The 16,141-nt window shown below is 69.7% G+C and carries 1 protein-coding gene (running past one end of the window); it reads left to right on the top strand.

What is annotated here, in order from left to right; translation table 11 throughout:
* A protein-coding gene (locus tag ABZS43_RS22585) for a non-ribosomal peptide synthase/polyketide synthase (RefSeq protein WP_355037913.1) crosses the window boundary here: on the top strand, positions 1-16,141 show its 3' portion. It extends 9,206 nt beyond the left edge of the window; only the last 16,141 of its 25,347 coding nucleotides appear in the window; its start codon lies beyond the left edge, outside the window; it ends in the stop codon at positions 16,139-16,141.

The following is a 16,141-nucleotide window of genomic DNA, read 5'->3' as shown; positions in this document are numbered from 1 at the left end:
ACGGCAATTGGGTTACTGGACGGCTCGGCTCGACGGACTGCCCGAGGTGTCGACACTGCCGGCGGACCGGCCGAGGCCCGCCGTGGCGACCAATCGGGGCGGCGCGCGCACCGGCCACCTCGACGCGCGGCTGCACCGCGATATCCACCAGCTGGCCGCGACGCACCGCGTCACGCCGTTCATGGTGTTGCACACCGCGCTCGCCGTTCTGCTGAGCCGTCTCGGAGCCAGCGCCGATGTCGTCGTCGGCACCCCGGTGGCCGGCCGCGGTGACGAAGCGCTCGACGAACTCGTCGGCATGTTCGTCAACACCCTGGTGCTGCGCACCGAGGTTCGCGCCGACGCCACCCTCGCCGAACTGCTCACGACCGTGCGCGCCGCGGATCTCGCGGCCTTCGACCATGCCGTGGTGCCGTTCGAGCAACTGGTCGATGTGGTCAATCCGATGCGCTCCCAGGCGCACGCGCCGCTGTACCAGGTGGCGCTGACCCTGCAGAACCAGACCAAACCGGATTTCCGGCTGCAACGGCTGTCCTTCTCCGCCCTCGACGTCGGCCCCGCGCCGATCCAGCTCGATCTGGACTGGACCCTGACCGACCGCTACGACGCCGACGGCGACCCCGACGGCATCGACCTGCATCTGCACTACGCGCTCGACCTGTTCGACGCGCAGACGGTGGACGGATTCCTCGCTGGCTTCGAACGCGTGCTGCGGGCCATGGTCCGCGATCTCGGCACCGCGGTGGGCGCGGTCGAACTGATGTCGGTCGCCGAACGCGGCATGCTGCTGTCGGACCGCAACGCCACCGCGCATCCGCTGCCGACCGAAACGCTCGACGACCTGCTCACCGCACGGGCCGCCGCCGATCCCTCCGGTATCGCCGCCCGATTCGATGGCGACGAACTCGAATACGGCGAATTCGCCGCGAAGGTGAACCGGCTCGCGCGCTGGCTCATCGCGCGGGGGGTCGGGCCGGAGACCATCGTCGGGCTCGGGGCCCAGCGCTGCCTGGACATGCTGGTGGCGATGTACGCGATCGTCCGCGCGGGCGGCGCGTACCTGCCGATCGATCCCGCGCATCCGGCCGAGCGCCTAGCGCAACTGGTCGAATCGGCCGAGCCCGCGCTGATCCTGACGGTCGGCGGGACGCGACTGCCCGAGCAGAACGCGGTCCCGGTGATCGACCTCGCGTCATTGGATCTGACCGGATTCGACGACGGACCGGTCACCGACGCGCATCGGCGCGCCGCGCTGCGTCCGGCCAATACCGCCTACGTGCTGTTCACGTCCGGCTCGACCGGTCGACCCAAGGGTGTCGCGGTCAGCCATCGCGCCATCATGAACCAATTGCGCTGGCTCGAATTCCGCTACGGAGTCACCGCCGACGACCGCATCCTGCAACGTGCCCCGCTGACCTTCGACGTCTCGGTGTGGGAATGCTTCCTGCCCGTCGCGGTCGGCGCGCCCCTGGTGATCGCGCGCCCAGGCGGACATCTCGACCTGGCCTATTTCGCCGATCTGCTGCGTGAGCACCGCATCACCATCGCCGAATACGTGCCCTCGGTACTGGCGGCCCTGATCGGCGAGGGCATGGGTGAGGCGCTGCGCTCCTTCCGGCACCTGCACTGCGGCGGCGAGGCGCTGACCCCGGATCTGCTCGCCGCCCTGCGCGGCAGTGTCGGCGGGGCCGTCCACAATGCCTACGGACCGACCGAGGCGGCCATCTCGGCGGTCTACCACGAATTCACCGATGCGGACACCGCCGCCGACACCGGCCAGGACGTGGCGATCGGCAGGCCATGCTGGAACACCCGCGCCTACGTCCTGGACGCGCGACTGCGACCGGTGTCCATCGGTGTGACAGGCGAGCTCTATCTCGCGGGCGATCAGCTGGCGCGCGGATATCACGGGCGCAGCGGCCTGACCGCCGAACGGTTCGTCGCCGATCCCTTCGGCGTGCCGGGCCGGGTGATGTACCGGACCGGCGATCTCGTGAAGTGGAACCGCGACGGCGACCTGGTCTACTTGGGCCGCAACGATTTCCAGGTCAAATTGCGCGGGCAGCGGATCGAACTCGGCGAGATCGAATCCGCGCTCGCCGGAGTCGACGGCGTGACGAACGCGGCGGTGGCGCTGTCCTCGGACACCTCCGGATACGAATATCTCGTCGGATATGTCAGCGGCGCGGGCCTGACCTCGGAGGCCGTGCTGGCGGCCGTACGCGACCGGTTGCCGGGCTACATGGTGCCATCGCATCTGGTGGTACTCGACGAGATGCCGCTCACCACGGTCGGAAAATTGGACAGGGCGGCGCTGCCATCGGTCGAATTCGCCACGACGGCAGCGGTATTCCGCGCGCCGCGCGAGGGGATCGAATCCGTCCTCGCGGCCTTGGTCACCGACCTCGTCGGCGCGAAGGCCCCGATCGGCGCCGACGACGATTTCTTCGCTCGCGGCGGCAATTCGCTGCTGGCCATGCGCCTGGTCGCGCGCGCCAACGCGGCGTTCGGCTCGGCGCTGACCGTCCGGGAGGTATTCGAAGCGCCGACCGTCACCGCACTGGCGACGCGCGTGAAGCAGTCGGCCCGATCCGGTGCGCGCACCGAAACCGTTCCACTGGTGGCTCGCCCACGTCCGGCCCGGATTCCGCTTTCGATGGCGCAGACCAGGATGTGGCTGCTCAATCGGCTGGAGCCGGAGTCGGTGGTCTACAACATCCCGATCACCATCCGGCTGACCGGCGTACTGGACGAACAGGCGCTGCGGGCGGCACTCGACGATGTGATCGCCCGCCACGAATCGCTGCGCACCGTCTTCCCCGCCGACGACGCGGGACCGCATCAGGTCGTCCTGTCCGGCGCGGACGTGCCGGAACTGGAATTCGGTCCGGTGGAGGTCGTCGAGAGCGCTCTGCTCGACGCCGTACTCGCCGTCGTCGCGATCGGATTCGATCTGCGCGCCGACCTTCCCGTGCGCGCCAGGCTGTTCCGGGTGCGCGCTGACGACCACGTCCTGGTCGTGGTCGTGCACCATATCGCCGCCGACGGCGTCTCCACCGCCCCGCTGGCCCGCGACCTGATGACCGCCTACAGCGCGCGCAGTGCGGGCACGGCACCACGGTGGACCCCGCTGCCGGTGCAATACCCCGATTTCACGCTGTGGCAGCACGAGCGGCTCGGCACCGCCGACGACCCGGAATCGGTGCTGTCGCGCCAGATCGCGCACTGGCGCACCGAACTCGCCGGCCTCGCTCCCGTGCTCGAACTGCCCACCGACCGCCCGCGTCCCCCGGTGGCCTCCGGTCGCGGCGCGGCCCACGAATTCGCCATCTCCGCCGAACTCACCGCCGCCGCCGCGAATGTCGCTCGTGTGCACGGGGTATCGCTGTTCATGGTGGTGCACGCGGCCTACGCGACCCTGCTGTCACGGCTCGCCCGGACCGAGGATGTCGCCATCGGCACCCCCGTGGCGGGCCGGGGCGACGCGGCACTCGACGATCTCGTCGGCATGTTCGTCAACACCCTGGTGCTGCGCACCGCCGTCCCCATCGGGACGTCGTTCGCCGCGCTGCTCGCCTCGGTGCGCCGAACCGATGTCAGGGCCTTCGCCAGTGCCGAACTACCGTTCGAGCGCCTCGTCGAAGAGTTGAATCCGGTGCGTTCCCAGGCTCATTCGCCGATCGTGCAGACACTGCTCACCTTCGAGCATCGTGACGACGCGGTCCTGCGGCTGCCGGAACTCGAGGTCAGCGCCTACCCGATCGACAACGGCATCGCGCAGGTCGACCTCGCCCTCGAAATCGCCGAATACGGCACCGAGGCGGGTACCGCCATGCGCGCGGTCCTGCGCTACGCGACAGATCTGTTCGACGACGCCACCGCCCAATCCCTCGCCACCCGTTTCCTCCGGATACTGAAGGCGGCGACGAGCGATACCGCGGTGGTTGTCGGCGATATCGAACTGCTCGATCCGGCCGAGCGCGCCCTGGTGCTGCGGCGGTGGAACGACACCTCCCGGCTGCTGCCGTCCGGGCACACGCTGGTCTCGCTGTTCGAGCAGCAGGCCGCGACCAGGCCCGACGCGATCGCGGTCAGTTATGAGGGGACGAGTCTGTCCTACGCCGAATTCGCGGGCCGAGCCCATCAACTGGCGCGCTGGCTGGTCCAGCAGGGTGTCCGGCCGGATTCGTATGTGGCACTGGGGATGCGGCGTTCGCTGGATCTGGTCGTCGGCATATACGCCGTGGCGATGGCGGGCGGGGCGTACATGCCGCTCGATCCCGACCACCCCGCCGAACGGGTCGACTACATGCTGCGGACGGTCGAGCCGGTCTGCGTGCTGACCTCCGGTTTCGAACTGGAGATCACCGCGACCCGTCAGGTGCGGATGGACCTGCTCGACCTGACCGGATACCCGCCAGGCCCGCTGATCGCGGTGGATCGCAACGGCGTGCTGACACCGGGTCATCCGGCGTATGTGATCTTCACCTCCGGCTCCACCGGGCGGCCCAAGGGCGTCGTCGTCTCGCACGCGGCGATCGTCAACCGCCTGCAATGGATGCAGGACCGCTACGGTCTGCGCACCGGCGACGCGGTGCTGCAGAAGACCCCAGCCACCTTCGACGTCTCGGTCTGGGAGCTGTTCTGGCCGTTGCAGACCGGTGCGCGACTGGTCGTCGCACGCCACGACGGTCACCGCGATCCGGCGTATCTGGCCGAGGTGATCGCCGCCGAGTCCATCACCACCGTGCATTTCGTGCCCGCGATGCTATCGGTATTCCTGGGCGAACCCCGTGCCGCCGAATGCCGGACGCTGCGCCGCGTTTTCGCCTCGGGCGAGACGCTGTCGGCGACCGCCGCACAGCGCGCGCGCCGGATCACCGGCGCGCGGGTGCACAATCTGTACGGACCGACCGAGGCGGCGGTCGACGTCACCTTCCACGAGGTCGACGACGCCGACACCGTCACCGTTCCGATCGGCAGGCCGGTCTTCAATACCCTTCTGCTCGTGCTGGATTCGCGCCTGCGACCGGTTCCCGTCGGCGTCCCGGGCGAGTTGTACCTGGCCGGTGCGCAATTGGCGCTCGGCTATGTGCGGCGTGCCGATCTCACCGCCGACCGATTCGTCGCCGATCCGTACGGCGAGGCCGGGGCGCGGATGTACCGCACCGGCGACCTGGTGGTCTGGACCGCGCACGGCGAGCTGGAATATCTCGGCCGCACCGATTTCCAGGTGAAATTGCGCGGGCTGCGCATCGAACTCGGCGAAATCGAGGCGGCGCTCACCGGCGTGGACACCGTCGATCAGGCGGTGGTCGTCGTCCACGGTGACGAACGGCTCGGCGACCGGCTGGTGGCCTACCTGGTCGGCGACGCGATCGACATCGATGACGTCCGCGCCGCCGTGAGCGCCGAACTGCCCTCGTACATGGTGCCTTCGGCGTTCGTCGTCGTCGAGGAATTCCCGGTGAACGCCTCGGGCAAGCTCGATCGCCGCGCGCTGCCCGCTCCCGTCCTCGGGACCACGACCTATCGCGCCCCCGAATCCGAGGAGGAACGGGCCGTCGCGCGGATCATGGGCGAACTGCTCGGTGTCGACGACCTCGGTCGCGACGATGATTTCTTCGCCCTCGGGGGGAATTCGCTCATCGCCACCCGTCTCGCGGCCCGACTCGGCGCTGAATTCGGGGCCGAGATTCCGGTGCGGACGCTGTTCGAAGCGCCGACCGTCGCCGCATTGGCCGCCCGCGTCGCCGCGTTCGGCCGGGCCGAGCCGCACGCTGCGCTGATCGCGGTCACGCGGCCCGAGCGAATCCCGCTCTCGCCCGCCCAGCGGCGCATGTGGTTCCTGAACAGGTTCGACCCGCAGGAGACGGTCAACAACATTCCCGTCGTCATCCGGCTGACCGGACCGCTCGATATCGACGCGCTCACCGCCGCCGTCGGGGATGTGATCGCCCGCCACGAAACCCTGCGCACCGTCTATCCGGAGCTCGACGGCACCGGCTACCAGCGGATTCTGGCGCCGGGCGCGGCGCAGCCGCTGGAATCGCTCGATCCGGCCTCGATCGAGCGCTCCCTCGTCGACTTCGTCGCGACGCCGTTCGACGTGACCGCCGAGGTCCCGTTGCGCGTCGGACTGGCCCGCCTGTCCGAAGGCGAACATCTGCTCGCACTGGTGGTGCACCATATCGCGGCCGACGGTTTCTCGATGGGTCCGCTGGCCCGCGATATCGCCGCCGCCTACGCGGCCCGGGTCACCGGGACCGCGCCGGGCTGGCCGGAACTGACCGTCCACTACGCCGATTACGCGCTGTGGCAGCGCGAAACGCTCGGCGAGCAGGACGATCCACAGTCGATCGCCGCCCGCCAGGTGAATTTCTGGGAGCGGACGCTGCGCGGACTCCCCGCGCAGCTGGATCTGCCCGCCGATCGCCCGCGCCCCGCCGTCGCCAGCCACGCGGCGGCCAGTACGACACTGCCACTCGACCCCGCGCTGCGCCGCGGCGTCGACGCGGTGGCGGCGCAGTACGAGGCGACGCCGTTCATGGTGGTGCACGCCGCCTTCGCGGTACTGCTCGCCCGGCTCTCCGGCACCACCGATATCGCCGTGGGGGCACCGGTCGCCGGTCGCGGCGCTGCCGCGCTCGACGATCTGGTCGGCATGTTCGTCAATACCCTCGTGCTGCGCACGCCGGTACCCGGCTCCGATCGGTTCGCGACCGTGCTCGCCCGGGTCCGCGATGCCGATCTCGACGCCTTCGCCCATGCCGACGTGCCGTTCGAGCAGCTGGTCGAGGTGCTCGACCCGCCGCGATCGCAGGCGCGGCATCCGCTGTTCCAGGTGGCGCTGTACTTCCAGAACCTCGCGCCGACCGGCATGGAGATCGCAGGGGTGACCATCGGCGAATACGACGTCGACTACGAGACCACGCAATTCGACCTGCAACTCACCGTCACCGACGAGGCGCTGCGCTTCACCTACGCCACCGATCTGTTCGACGAGTCCACCGTCGCGGGCTTCGGCGACCGGTTCACCCGGCTACTGGCCGCGGTGACGGCCGATCCGACGCGGGTGATCGGCGATATCGACCTGTTCGGCGCGGGGGAACTGCACCGGGTAGTGACCGAATGGAACGATTCCGCGCATACCGCGTTCGTCGCGGAACTGCTGCTCGACGAATTCGAGGCGCAGGCCGCCGCGACCCCGGACGACCCGGCACTGGTCTATGTCGCCGACGACGAGACCGCCGCCACCGTGCTGACCTACGGTGAACTCGATCGCCGCACCAATCAACTCGCCCGCCACCTCATCGCGATCGGTGTCGGTCCGGAATCGCTGGTGGCCCTGGCGATTCGCCGCTCGATCGATCTCGTCGTCGCCATGTACGCGGTACTGAAGGCGGGCGGCGCGTATGTCCCGATCGATCCGGACCACCCGGCCGGTCGCATCGCCCACATCCTGGCGACGGCGCGACCCGCGGCCATGCTCACCGCGTCCGACGGCGACGAATTCGGTTTCACCGGTCCGGTGGTGCGCGTCGACGCCGAGGCGTACGACGCCTACGACGACGGCCCGGTCGCGGTGAACGAGCGCTCGGCTCCGGTCCATCCCGACCATCCGGCGTATGTGATCTTCACCTCCGGTTCGACGGGTAGACCCAAGGGCGTCAGCGTGTCCCACGCCTCGATCGTCAACCAGATGACCTGGATGCAGTCGCAATACCAGTTGCTCGCCGACGATGTGTATCTGCAGAAGACCGCCACCACGTTCGACGTCTCGCTGTGGGGATATTTCCTGCCACTGCGTGTCGGCGCCACCCTGGTGCTGGCGACCCCGGACGGTCATCGTGATCCCGGCTATCTGGCCGAGGTGATCGGCGGATACGGCGTCACCGTCACCGATTTCGTGCCGTCGATGCTGAATGTCTTCGCCGGGCATATCGAATCCAGCGGCTCGCGTGACGCGGTGACCACGCTGCGCATGGTGTTCGTCATCGGGGAGGCGCTGGGCGCCGAGACGGTCCGTGCCTTCGGCGCGGTGAGCGCGGCGCGCGTGCACAATCTCTACGGCCCCACCGAGGCCGCGGTCAGCATCACTTACCGCGACGTCACCGGCGAGACCGCGCGGACCGTCATGCCGATCGGCAATCCGGAGTGGAACAGCCGCGTGTACGTGCTGGATTCGCGTTTGCGCCCGACCCTGCCCGGAGTGGCGGGGGAGCTGTACCTGGCGGGAGTCCAGCTCGCCCGCGGCTATCAGGACCGCCCCGACCTGACCGCGGATCGGTTCGTGGCCAACCCCTTCGGGGCACCGGGCGAACGCATGTACCGCACTGGCGATCTGGTGCGCTGGGAGACCGGCGGACCCGTCGCGGAGCTGGCGTATCTGGGCCGCACCGACTTCCAGGTGAAATTCCGCGGGCAGCGCATCGAACTCGGTGAGATCGAGTCCATCCTCGCGACCGCGCCCGGGGTGGCCCAGGCCGCCGCGCGGGTGGTCGTCACGGCCACCGGTGACCACCTCGTCGGCTACCTGACCCCGCGCCCCGGCGCGCAGGTGTCCGACGCGCAGGTGTCCGACGCGGAGGTACTGCGCGTGGCCGCCGCGGCGCTGCCGTCCTACATGCTGCCGTCCGCGCTGGTCACCCTGGACGCGTTCCCGCTCAACAGCTCGGGCAAGCTCGACCGCGCCGCGCTGCCGGAACCGGTTTTCGATCGCGTCGCCTACCTTGCCCCCGTCACCCCGGCCGAGCGCCTGGTCGCCGCCGCCTACGGGGCGGTGCTGAACGAGGCCCGCGTCGGCGCCGACGACAGTTTCTTCGAACTCGGCGGCAATTCGCTCAGCGCCACCCGAGTGCTCGCCCGCCTCGGCGAGCGGCTCGGCAGGCGGGTTCCGGTCCGGCTGCTGTTCGAGGCACCGACCGTGCGCGCGCTCGCGGCGAGGATCACCGGCGAGGCCGAGGCGGGCGAACAGGTGCTGCCGCTGATCGCGGGCCCTCGGCCCGATATCGTGCCGCTGGCTCCGGTCCAGCGCGGCATGTGGTTGCTCAACCGGCTCGACCCGGCCTCGGCGGCGCACAATATCCCCGTCGCGCTGCGGATCATGGGCGAACTGGACGAGGTCGCGCTAGCGGCGGCATTCGCGGATGTGGTCGCCAGGCACGAGACGCTGCGCACGGTCTACCCGGCGGGCGTCGACGGCGACGGATATCAGCTGATCCTGCCCGCTGACCCGGCCCCGGTGCGTCTCGTCGTGGCATCGCTCGATTCGGCGACGCTCGACGAACGGATCGCCGAATTCCTCGGCGCGGGTTTCGATATCACCTCCGAGGTGCCGGTACGCGCGGTCCTGCTGCGCGAGGACGCGGACAGCCACGTCCTCGTCGCGGTCGTGCATCACATCGCCGCCGACGGCTATTCGATGACCCCGCTGCTGCGCGACCTGCTCTCGGCCTACCTGTCGCGGGTACTCGGCACCGCCCCGGTCTGGCCGGAGCTCTCGGCCCAATACGCCGATTACGCACTGTGGCAGGCCGAAACCGTCGACGCCGCGGCCGTCGGGCAACTCGCCTACTGGCGCGAGGCGCTGCGCGATCTCCCCGATGAACTGGCGCTGCCCACCGACCGCCCGCGCCCGGCTCTCGCCTCCAAACACGGCGGCAATACGCGCGCCAGAATCGGCGGCGATATCGCCGACCGGGTGCGCGAAATCGCCGCGGCCAACGGCGCGACCCCGTTCATGGTGGTGCACGCCGCGCTGTCGGTGCTGTTGGCGCGGCTGTCGGGCGTCACCGATATCGCCATCGGCACGCCGGTGGCCGGGCGCGGCGCCGCCGCACTCGACGATCTCGTCGGCATGTTCGTGAACACGCTGGTCCTGCGCACCCACCCGGAACCGGACCGCACCTTCGCCGAACTGCTCGCGGAGGCGAAGGCGGTCGATCTGGCGGCATTCGGCAATGCCACCGTCCCCTTCGAACGTGTGGCCGACGAACTCGGCGTCGAATCGACGCAGTCCCGCCATCCGCTGTTCACCGTGGCATTGAGCTACCTCGACGCGGGCGGCCCGGCTTTCGCAGTGCCGGGACTAGATCTCGCCCCGGTCGAATTCGACGAGCCGGTAGCGCGTTTCGACCTGCAATTCACCGTGGCCGCCGAACCCGACGCCGACGGTCACCTCGGCGTCGAACTGAACTACGCGACGGATCTGTTCGACGCGGCGACCGCCGCCGGTCTGCTGCGTCGTTTCGGCCGTGTACTCGGGGCGCTCACCGCCGATCCTGGCCTGCCCGTCGGCGCGGTGGATCTACTCGCCCCCGCCGAGCGTGCCGACCTGCTCGGCCGCACCGGAGCGGCACCCGTGCCGCTGCGCACCCTCGCCGCCTTGATCGCGGACGCGGTCGCGATCAATCCCGATGGCCCCGCGGTGGTATCGGGGGAGTCGTCGCCGACCTACCGCGCGATGGACGAGCAGTCATCCCGGCTGGCCAGGATGCTCATCGGACACGGCGTCGGCCCGGAAGACATGGTCGCCGTCGCGATCGCGCGTTCGGTCGAATCGGTGCTCGCGGTATGGGCCGTCGCCAAGACCGGCGCGGCCTTCGTCCCCGTCGATCCCACCTATCCGGCCGATCGCATCGCGCATATGCTCACCGATTCCGGCGCGGCCGTCGGCCTGACAATCGCCGCCGAGCGCGCGGCGCTGCCCGACACCACCGAGTGGCTGGTGCTCGACTCGGCCGCGACGGCGTCGCGGATGCGGCATACCAGCGCCGCGTCGATCGCGCCGGGGGAACTGGTCTGCCCCGTGCGCGCCGACCATCCGGCCTGGATGATCTACACCTCCGGTTCCACCGGAACCCCCAAGGGCGTCGTCGCGACGAACGCCGGACTCGCGGGAGTGGCACGCGCCCAACGGGATCGGTACGCGGTCACCGTGGACGCCAGGGTGCTGCATGTGGCCTCGCCGAGTTTCGACGCCTCGATGCTCGAATTCCTGCTCGCCCTCGGCGCGGGAGCCGCGCTCGTCGTCGCGCCCGCCGATGTCTACGGCGGCGCGGAATTGACGGCGCTCATCAGGGATCAGCACGTCAGCCATGCCTTCCTCACCCCGGCGGTGCTGCGCACGCTCGACCCGAGCCGGCTGCCCGAACTCGCGCATCTGACGGTCGGCGGCGAGTCCTACGGTCCGGATCTGGTGCGGCAGTGGGCCGGCGGACGTCGCTTCTACAACACCTACGGTCCGACCGAGACCACCGTCATCGCGACGATCAGCGTCCCGCTCGAACCCGGGGGCTTCTTCGATATCGGCACACCGATTCACGGCATGTCGGCGGTCGTGCTCGACGTGCGGTTGCAGCCGGTCCCGGTCGGGGTGACCGGTGAGCTGTATCTGCGCGGCCCCGGCCTGGCCAGGGGATACCATGCCAGGCCCGGCCTTTCGGCGGATCGCTTCGTCGCCGACCCGTACGGCCGCGCGGGCGGACGGCTCTACCGCACCGGTGATCTGGTGCGCTGGACCGGATCAGGGGCGATCCAGTACGTCGGGCGCGCCGATCAGCAGGTGAAGGTGCGCGGTCTGCGGATCGAACTCGGCGAGATCGACGCCGTGCTCACCGCCCACGAATCGGTCGCGTCCTCGGTCACCGTCGGACATTCCGGCCCCGACGGGGTCGTCTCCCTGGTGTCCTACGTGGTCGCCGCGCGGGGCCGCGCGATCGATACCGGCGAACTCGCCACCTTCGCCGGACGATCGCTGGCGGCCTATATGGTGCCCGCCGCGATCACGGTGCTCGACCACATCCCGCTCACCCCGGTCGGCAAACTCGACCGCAAGGCGTTGCCTGAGCCCGAATTCCGCGCCGCGGTATTCCAGGCCCCCGCGACGGAGACCGAGCGGGTGGTGGCGCGCACCGTCGCCGAGGTGCTCGGTCGCGCCGACGCCGAACAGGTCGGGCGCGCCGACGATTTCTTCGCCCTCGGCGGAAACTCGCTGACCGCGACCCAATTGGCGGCACGCCTCGGCGCGGCGCTCGGCGTCTCGATCGGTGTGCGCGCGATATTCGAACATTCGACGGTGGCGGCATTGGCCGCCGCGCTCGAGGTGGACGATACCGGCGCGGCCCGGCCCGCGCTGGTGCGTCGCGGCGACGGCGGTCCGGTGCCGTTGTCGCTGGCCCAGCAGCGCATGTGGTTCCTGAACAGGCTGGACCGGCAGTCCACCGCCTACAACATTCCGCTCGCGGTTCGGCTGTCGGGCGCACTCGATATCGCCGCCATGAACGCGGCCGTCGCGGATGTGGTGCGCAGGCACGAGGTGTTGCGCACCGTCTATCCGCAGTGGGAATCCGGTCCGGTGCAGGTGGTGCTTTCCCCCGAGGACGCAGGGACGCCGGTACTCGCGCCGATCGCGGTCCCGGTCGACGATCTCGCCACGGCGGTCGCCGATTTCGTCGGCGCGGGTTTCGATGTCACCGAAACCGTGCCGCTGCGGGCACGCCTGTTCGCACCCGTCGGCGCGGAGACGACCACCGAGGATCATGTGCTGGTCGTCGTGGTCCACCACATCGCGGCCGACGGCTCCTCGCTGGTGCCGCTCGCCCGCGATGTCATGGTCGCCTATGCCGCGCGCCGCGACGGCCATGCGCCGGACTGGACGCCGCTGCCGGTGCAGTACGCCGATTACAGCCTGTGGCAGCGGGAACTGCTGGGCGCGGAGGACGATCCCGACTCGCTGATCTCGCGCCAGATCCGCTTCTGGAGCGAAACCCTGTCGGCGCTGCCCGATCAGCTGAACCTGCCCGCCGACCGCGCGCGGCCCGCCATCGTCTCCACCAGGGGCGGACATGTCGATTTCACCGTCGACGCCGAACTCCACGCCGGACTCGCCGGATTGGGCCGGTCGGCGGGCGCGACGCTGTTCATGGTGGTGCACGCCGCCTTCGCGCTGCTGCTGGCCCGGCTGTCCGGTACCTCCGACATAGCAGTCGGCACACCCGTCGCCGGACGCGGCGAGGCGGCACTGGACGACGTGGTCGGCATGTTCGTCAACACCCTGGTGCTGCGTACCGACGTCGCGTCCGACGACACCTTCGCGGAACTGCTCAACCGCGTCCGCGACGCCGATCTCGCCGCGTTCTCCCACGCCGAGGTCCCCTTCGAACGCCTGGTCGAAGTGCTGAATCCGCAGCGTTCGACCGCACGGCATCCGCTGTTCCAGGTCGGCTTCTCCTTCCACAACCAGGCCGAAGCACAGTTCGACCTGGACGCAATGACCGTGACGGCGGTCGACTTCGACTCCGAGGTCTCCCAGTTCGATCTGCACCTGGTGGTCACCGACCGCTACGACGCCGACGGCGCGCCCAGCGGCATCGCCGCGTCGATCACCTACGCCACGGCTCTGTTCGACGAATCCACCGTCGCGGGATTCGCGGGTCGGCTGCACCGTCTGCTCGTCGCCGTGTGCGCGACGCCCGACGTGCCGGTCGGGGATCTCGCTGTGCTCGACGACACCGAATCCCAGCGCATCCTCGACGTGTGGAATCGGGCCGATCGTTCCTTCACCCCCGCCACCCTGGACAGCGGATTCCTGGCGCAGCTCGCCCGCACCCCGGACGCGGTAGCGGTGGTCGACGAGGCGCGCACGCTGAGCTACGCCGAATTCGGGGCCGGCGTCCACCAGTTGGCGCGCGTGCTCATCGGACGCGGCATCGGCCCGGAATCCCTGGTCGCGCTCGCGATTCCACGCAGTGTCGAGCTGCTCGTCGCCATGTACGCGGTGGTCAGCGCCGGTGGCGCGTATGTGCCGCTCGATCCGAGCCATCCGCTCGAACGCACCACCGGCGTCCTCGCCGCGGCCGACCCCGAGCTGGTGCTGATCTCCTCGCGCAGACCGATGCTGCCCGCCACGCTGTCCGATCACGAAGTGCTGCTGGATATCTCGGCGCTCGATCCGAGTACCGACAGCAGTCCTGTCCGTGCGGGGGAGCGGCGCGCACCGCTGAGTCCGGCCAACACCGCCTATGTCATCTTCACCTCGGGCTCCACCGGCACGCCCAAGGGCGTCGCCGTGCCGCATGCGGCGGTGACCCACCAATTGGATTGGATGCAGTCGGAGTACGAGCTCGGGGCCGACGATGCCACGCTGCTGATGACCTCCGCCGCGTTCGACCTGTCGGTCTGGGAATTCTGGTGGGCACTGCGGACCGGAGCCAGGGTGGTCCTCGCACCGCCGGACGCTCAGCGCGATCCGGCGGGCGTCCTCGATCTGGTCTCCCGCGCCTCGGTGACCACGATGACGCTGGTCCCCTCGCTGCTGGCCATGCTGGCCGACGTGGCGGGCGAGCGGCTGCCCCGATCGCTGCGCAGATTCCTCGTGATCGGTGAGCCGTTGCCGGCGGCGACGGTCGCGCGCATCCGTGCGGCGAGCGCCGCTCGCGTCGACAATCTGTACGGCCCGACCGAGGCGGCCGTCTCGGTAACGAGTTTCCGCACCGGAGAACATGATTCGATGGGCGCGCGATCGGTGGTGCCGATCGGCCGGGTCGAGGCGGGCAACCGCGTCTACGTCCTCGACGACCGGTTGCATCCGGTCCCGGCGGGCGTCACCGGTGAGCTGTATCTGGGCGGTGCGCAATTGGCGCGCGGCTACCACGGCAGGCCGGATCTCAGCGCCGAACGTTTCGTCGCCGATCCGTTCGGGCCGGCGGGAGCCAGGCTCTACCGCACCGGCGATATGGTGCGATGGACGCCGGACGGCATCCTGGACTATGTCGAACGGCGCGATTTCCAGGTGAAGGTGCGCGGCTACCGCATCGAACTCGCCGAAATCGAACACGCGCTGCGGTCGAGCCCTTCGGTCACCGACGCCGTCGTCGTGGCATACCGGGCGAGCGATGAGAACGCCATGCTCGTCGGGTATTTCACCGCCGACTCCGCGTCGAAACCCGCGGCCGTGCGCGCGGCGCTGGCACAGGTGCTGCCCAGCTACATGGTGCCGGCGACACTGGTGGCGCTGGAGGCGATGCCGCTCAACGCCAACGGCAAGGTGGACCGCGCCGCACTACCGAGGCCCGAACTGCGCGCACGGGAATTCCGCGCACCGGCGACGGGATTGGAGCGCGCCGTGTGCGCGACATTCGCCGATGTGCTCGGCGTCGAACGGGTCGGTCTGGACGACAGCTTCTTCGATCTCGGCGGCAATTCGATGCTGGCGACCCGGCTCGCGACGCGGCTGAGCGCCGAACTGGCCGAACAGATTCCGGTGGTGTGGCTGTTCTCCGCCCCGACCCCGGCGGGTCTGGTCGACCGGCTGGTGAAGTCGCGCTCCGGGCACGCCCACGTCGACTCCGAGGCCGCCTTCGAGGTGCTGCTGCCGCTGCGCGGCGGGGGATCGGGTGAACCGCTGTTCTGCGTGCATCCCGCGGGCGGGGTCGCCTGGTCCTTCGCTGGGCTCGCCCCGCATATCGATCCGCAGCGCCCGATCTACGGCCTGCAATCACCGGCCCTGAATTCCACGGAGCCGCTGCCTGATTCGATCGAGGACTGGGCCCGCCGCTACGTCGCGGAGATCCGCGCGGTGCAGCCGGAGGGGCCGTATCACCTGCTCGGGTGGTCGCTCGGCGGCGTGCTCGCGCACGCGATGGCCGTCCATTTGCAGGAACAGGGACAGCATGTGGCAGTACTCGCCATGATGGACAGCTCCCGTGTCGTCTCGCTCGACGAATCCGCGACCATCCCCGTCGCCGACCTCCTCGGCGGACTGCTCGGCGACCAGGCCGAGGAGATCGACGCCGAACTCGACGTCGTGCGATTGGCCGAGCGCATCGGGGAACTGCCGGAACCGTTCGCCTCCTTCGGCGTCGACCGGATCACCCGGCTGCTCGACGCGGGCACGCGCTCACTCGAACTCATCGAGCGGTATCGACCGCGGCCGTACAAGGGCGATCTGGTGTATTTCACCGCCGCGCTGGACGACGCGACCGGCGCGACGGGCGCGGCGAGCTGGTCGGACGTGGTGGACGGCACCGTGCACAACCACGCCGTGCAGGCCACCCACTGGGCGATGACCTCCGATTCCGCTCTCGCCCGTATCGGCCATGTCCTGACCACGCTCTTGGACCGCACCCACCGCGCGTGA

The sequence above is a fragment of the Nocardia sp. NPDC005366 genome, assembly GCF_040606855.1.
Lineage (GTDB): Bacteria > Actinomycetota > Actinomycetes > Mycobacteriales > Mycobacteriaceae > Nocardia.
The sequence above is the reverse complement of the archived record's forward strand: the minus strand, read 5'-3'. Positions and strand labels throughout refer to the sequence as shown.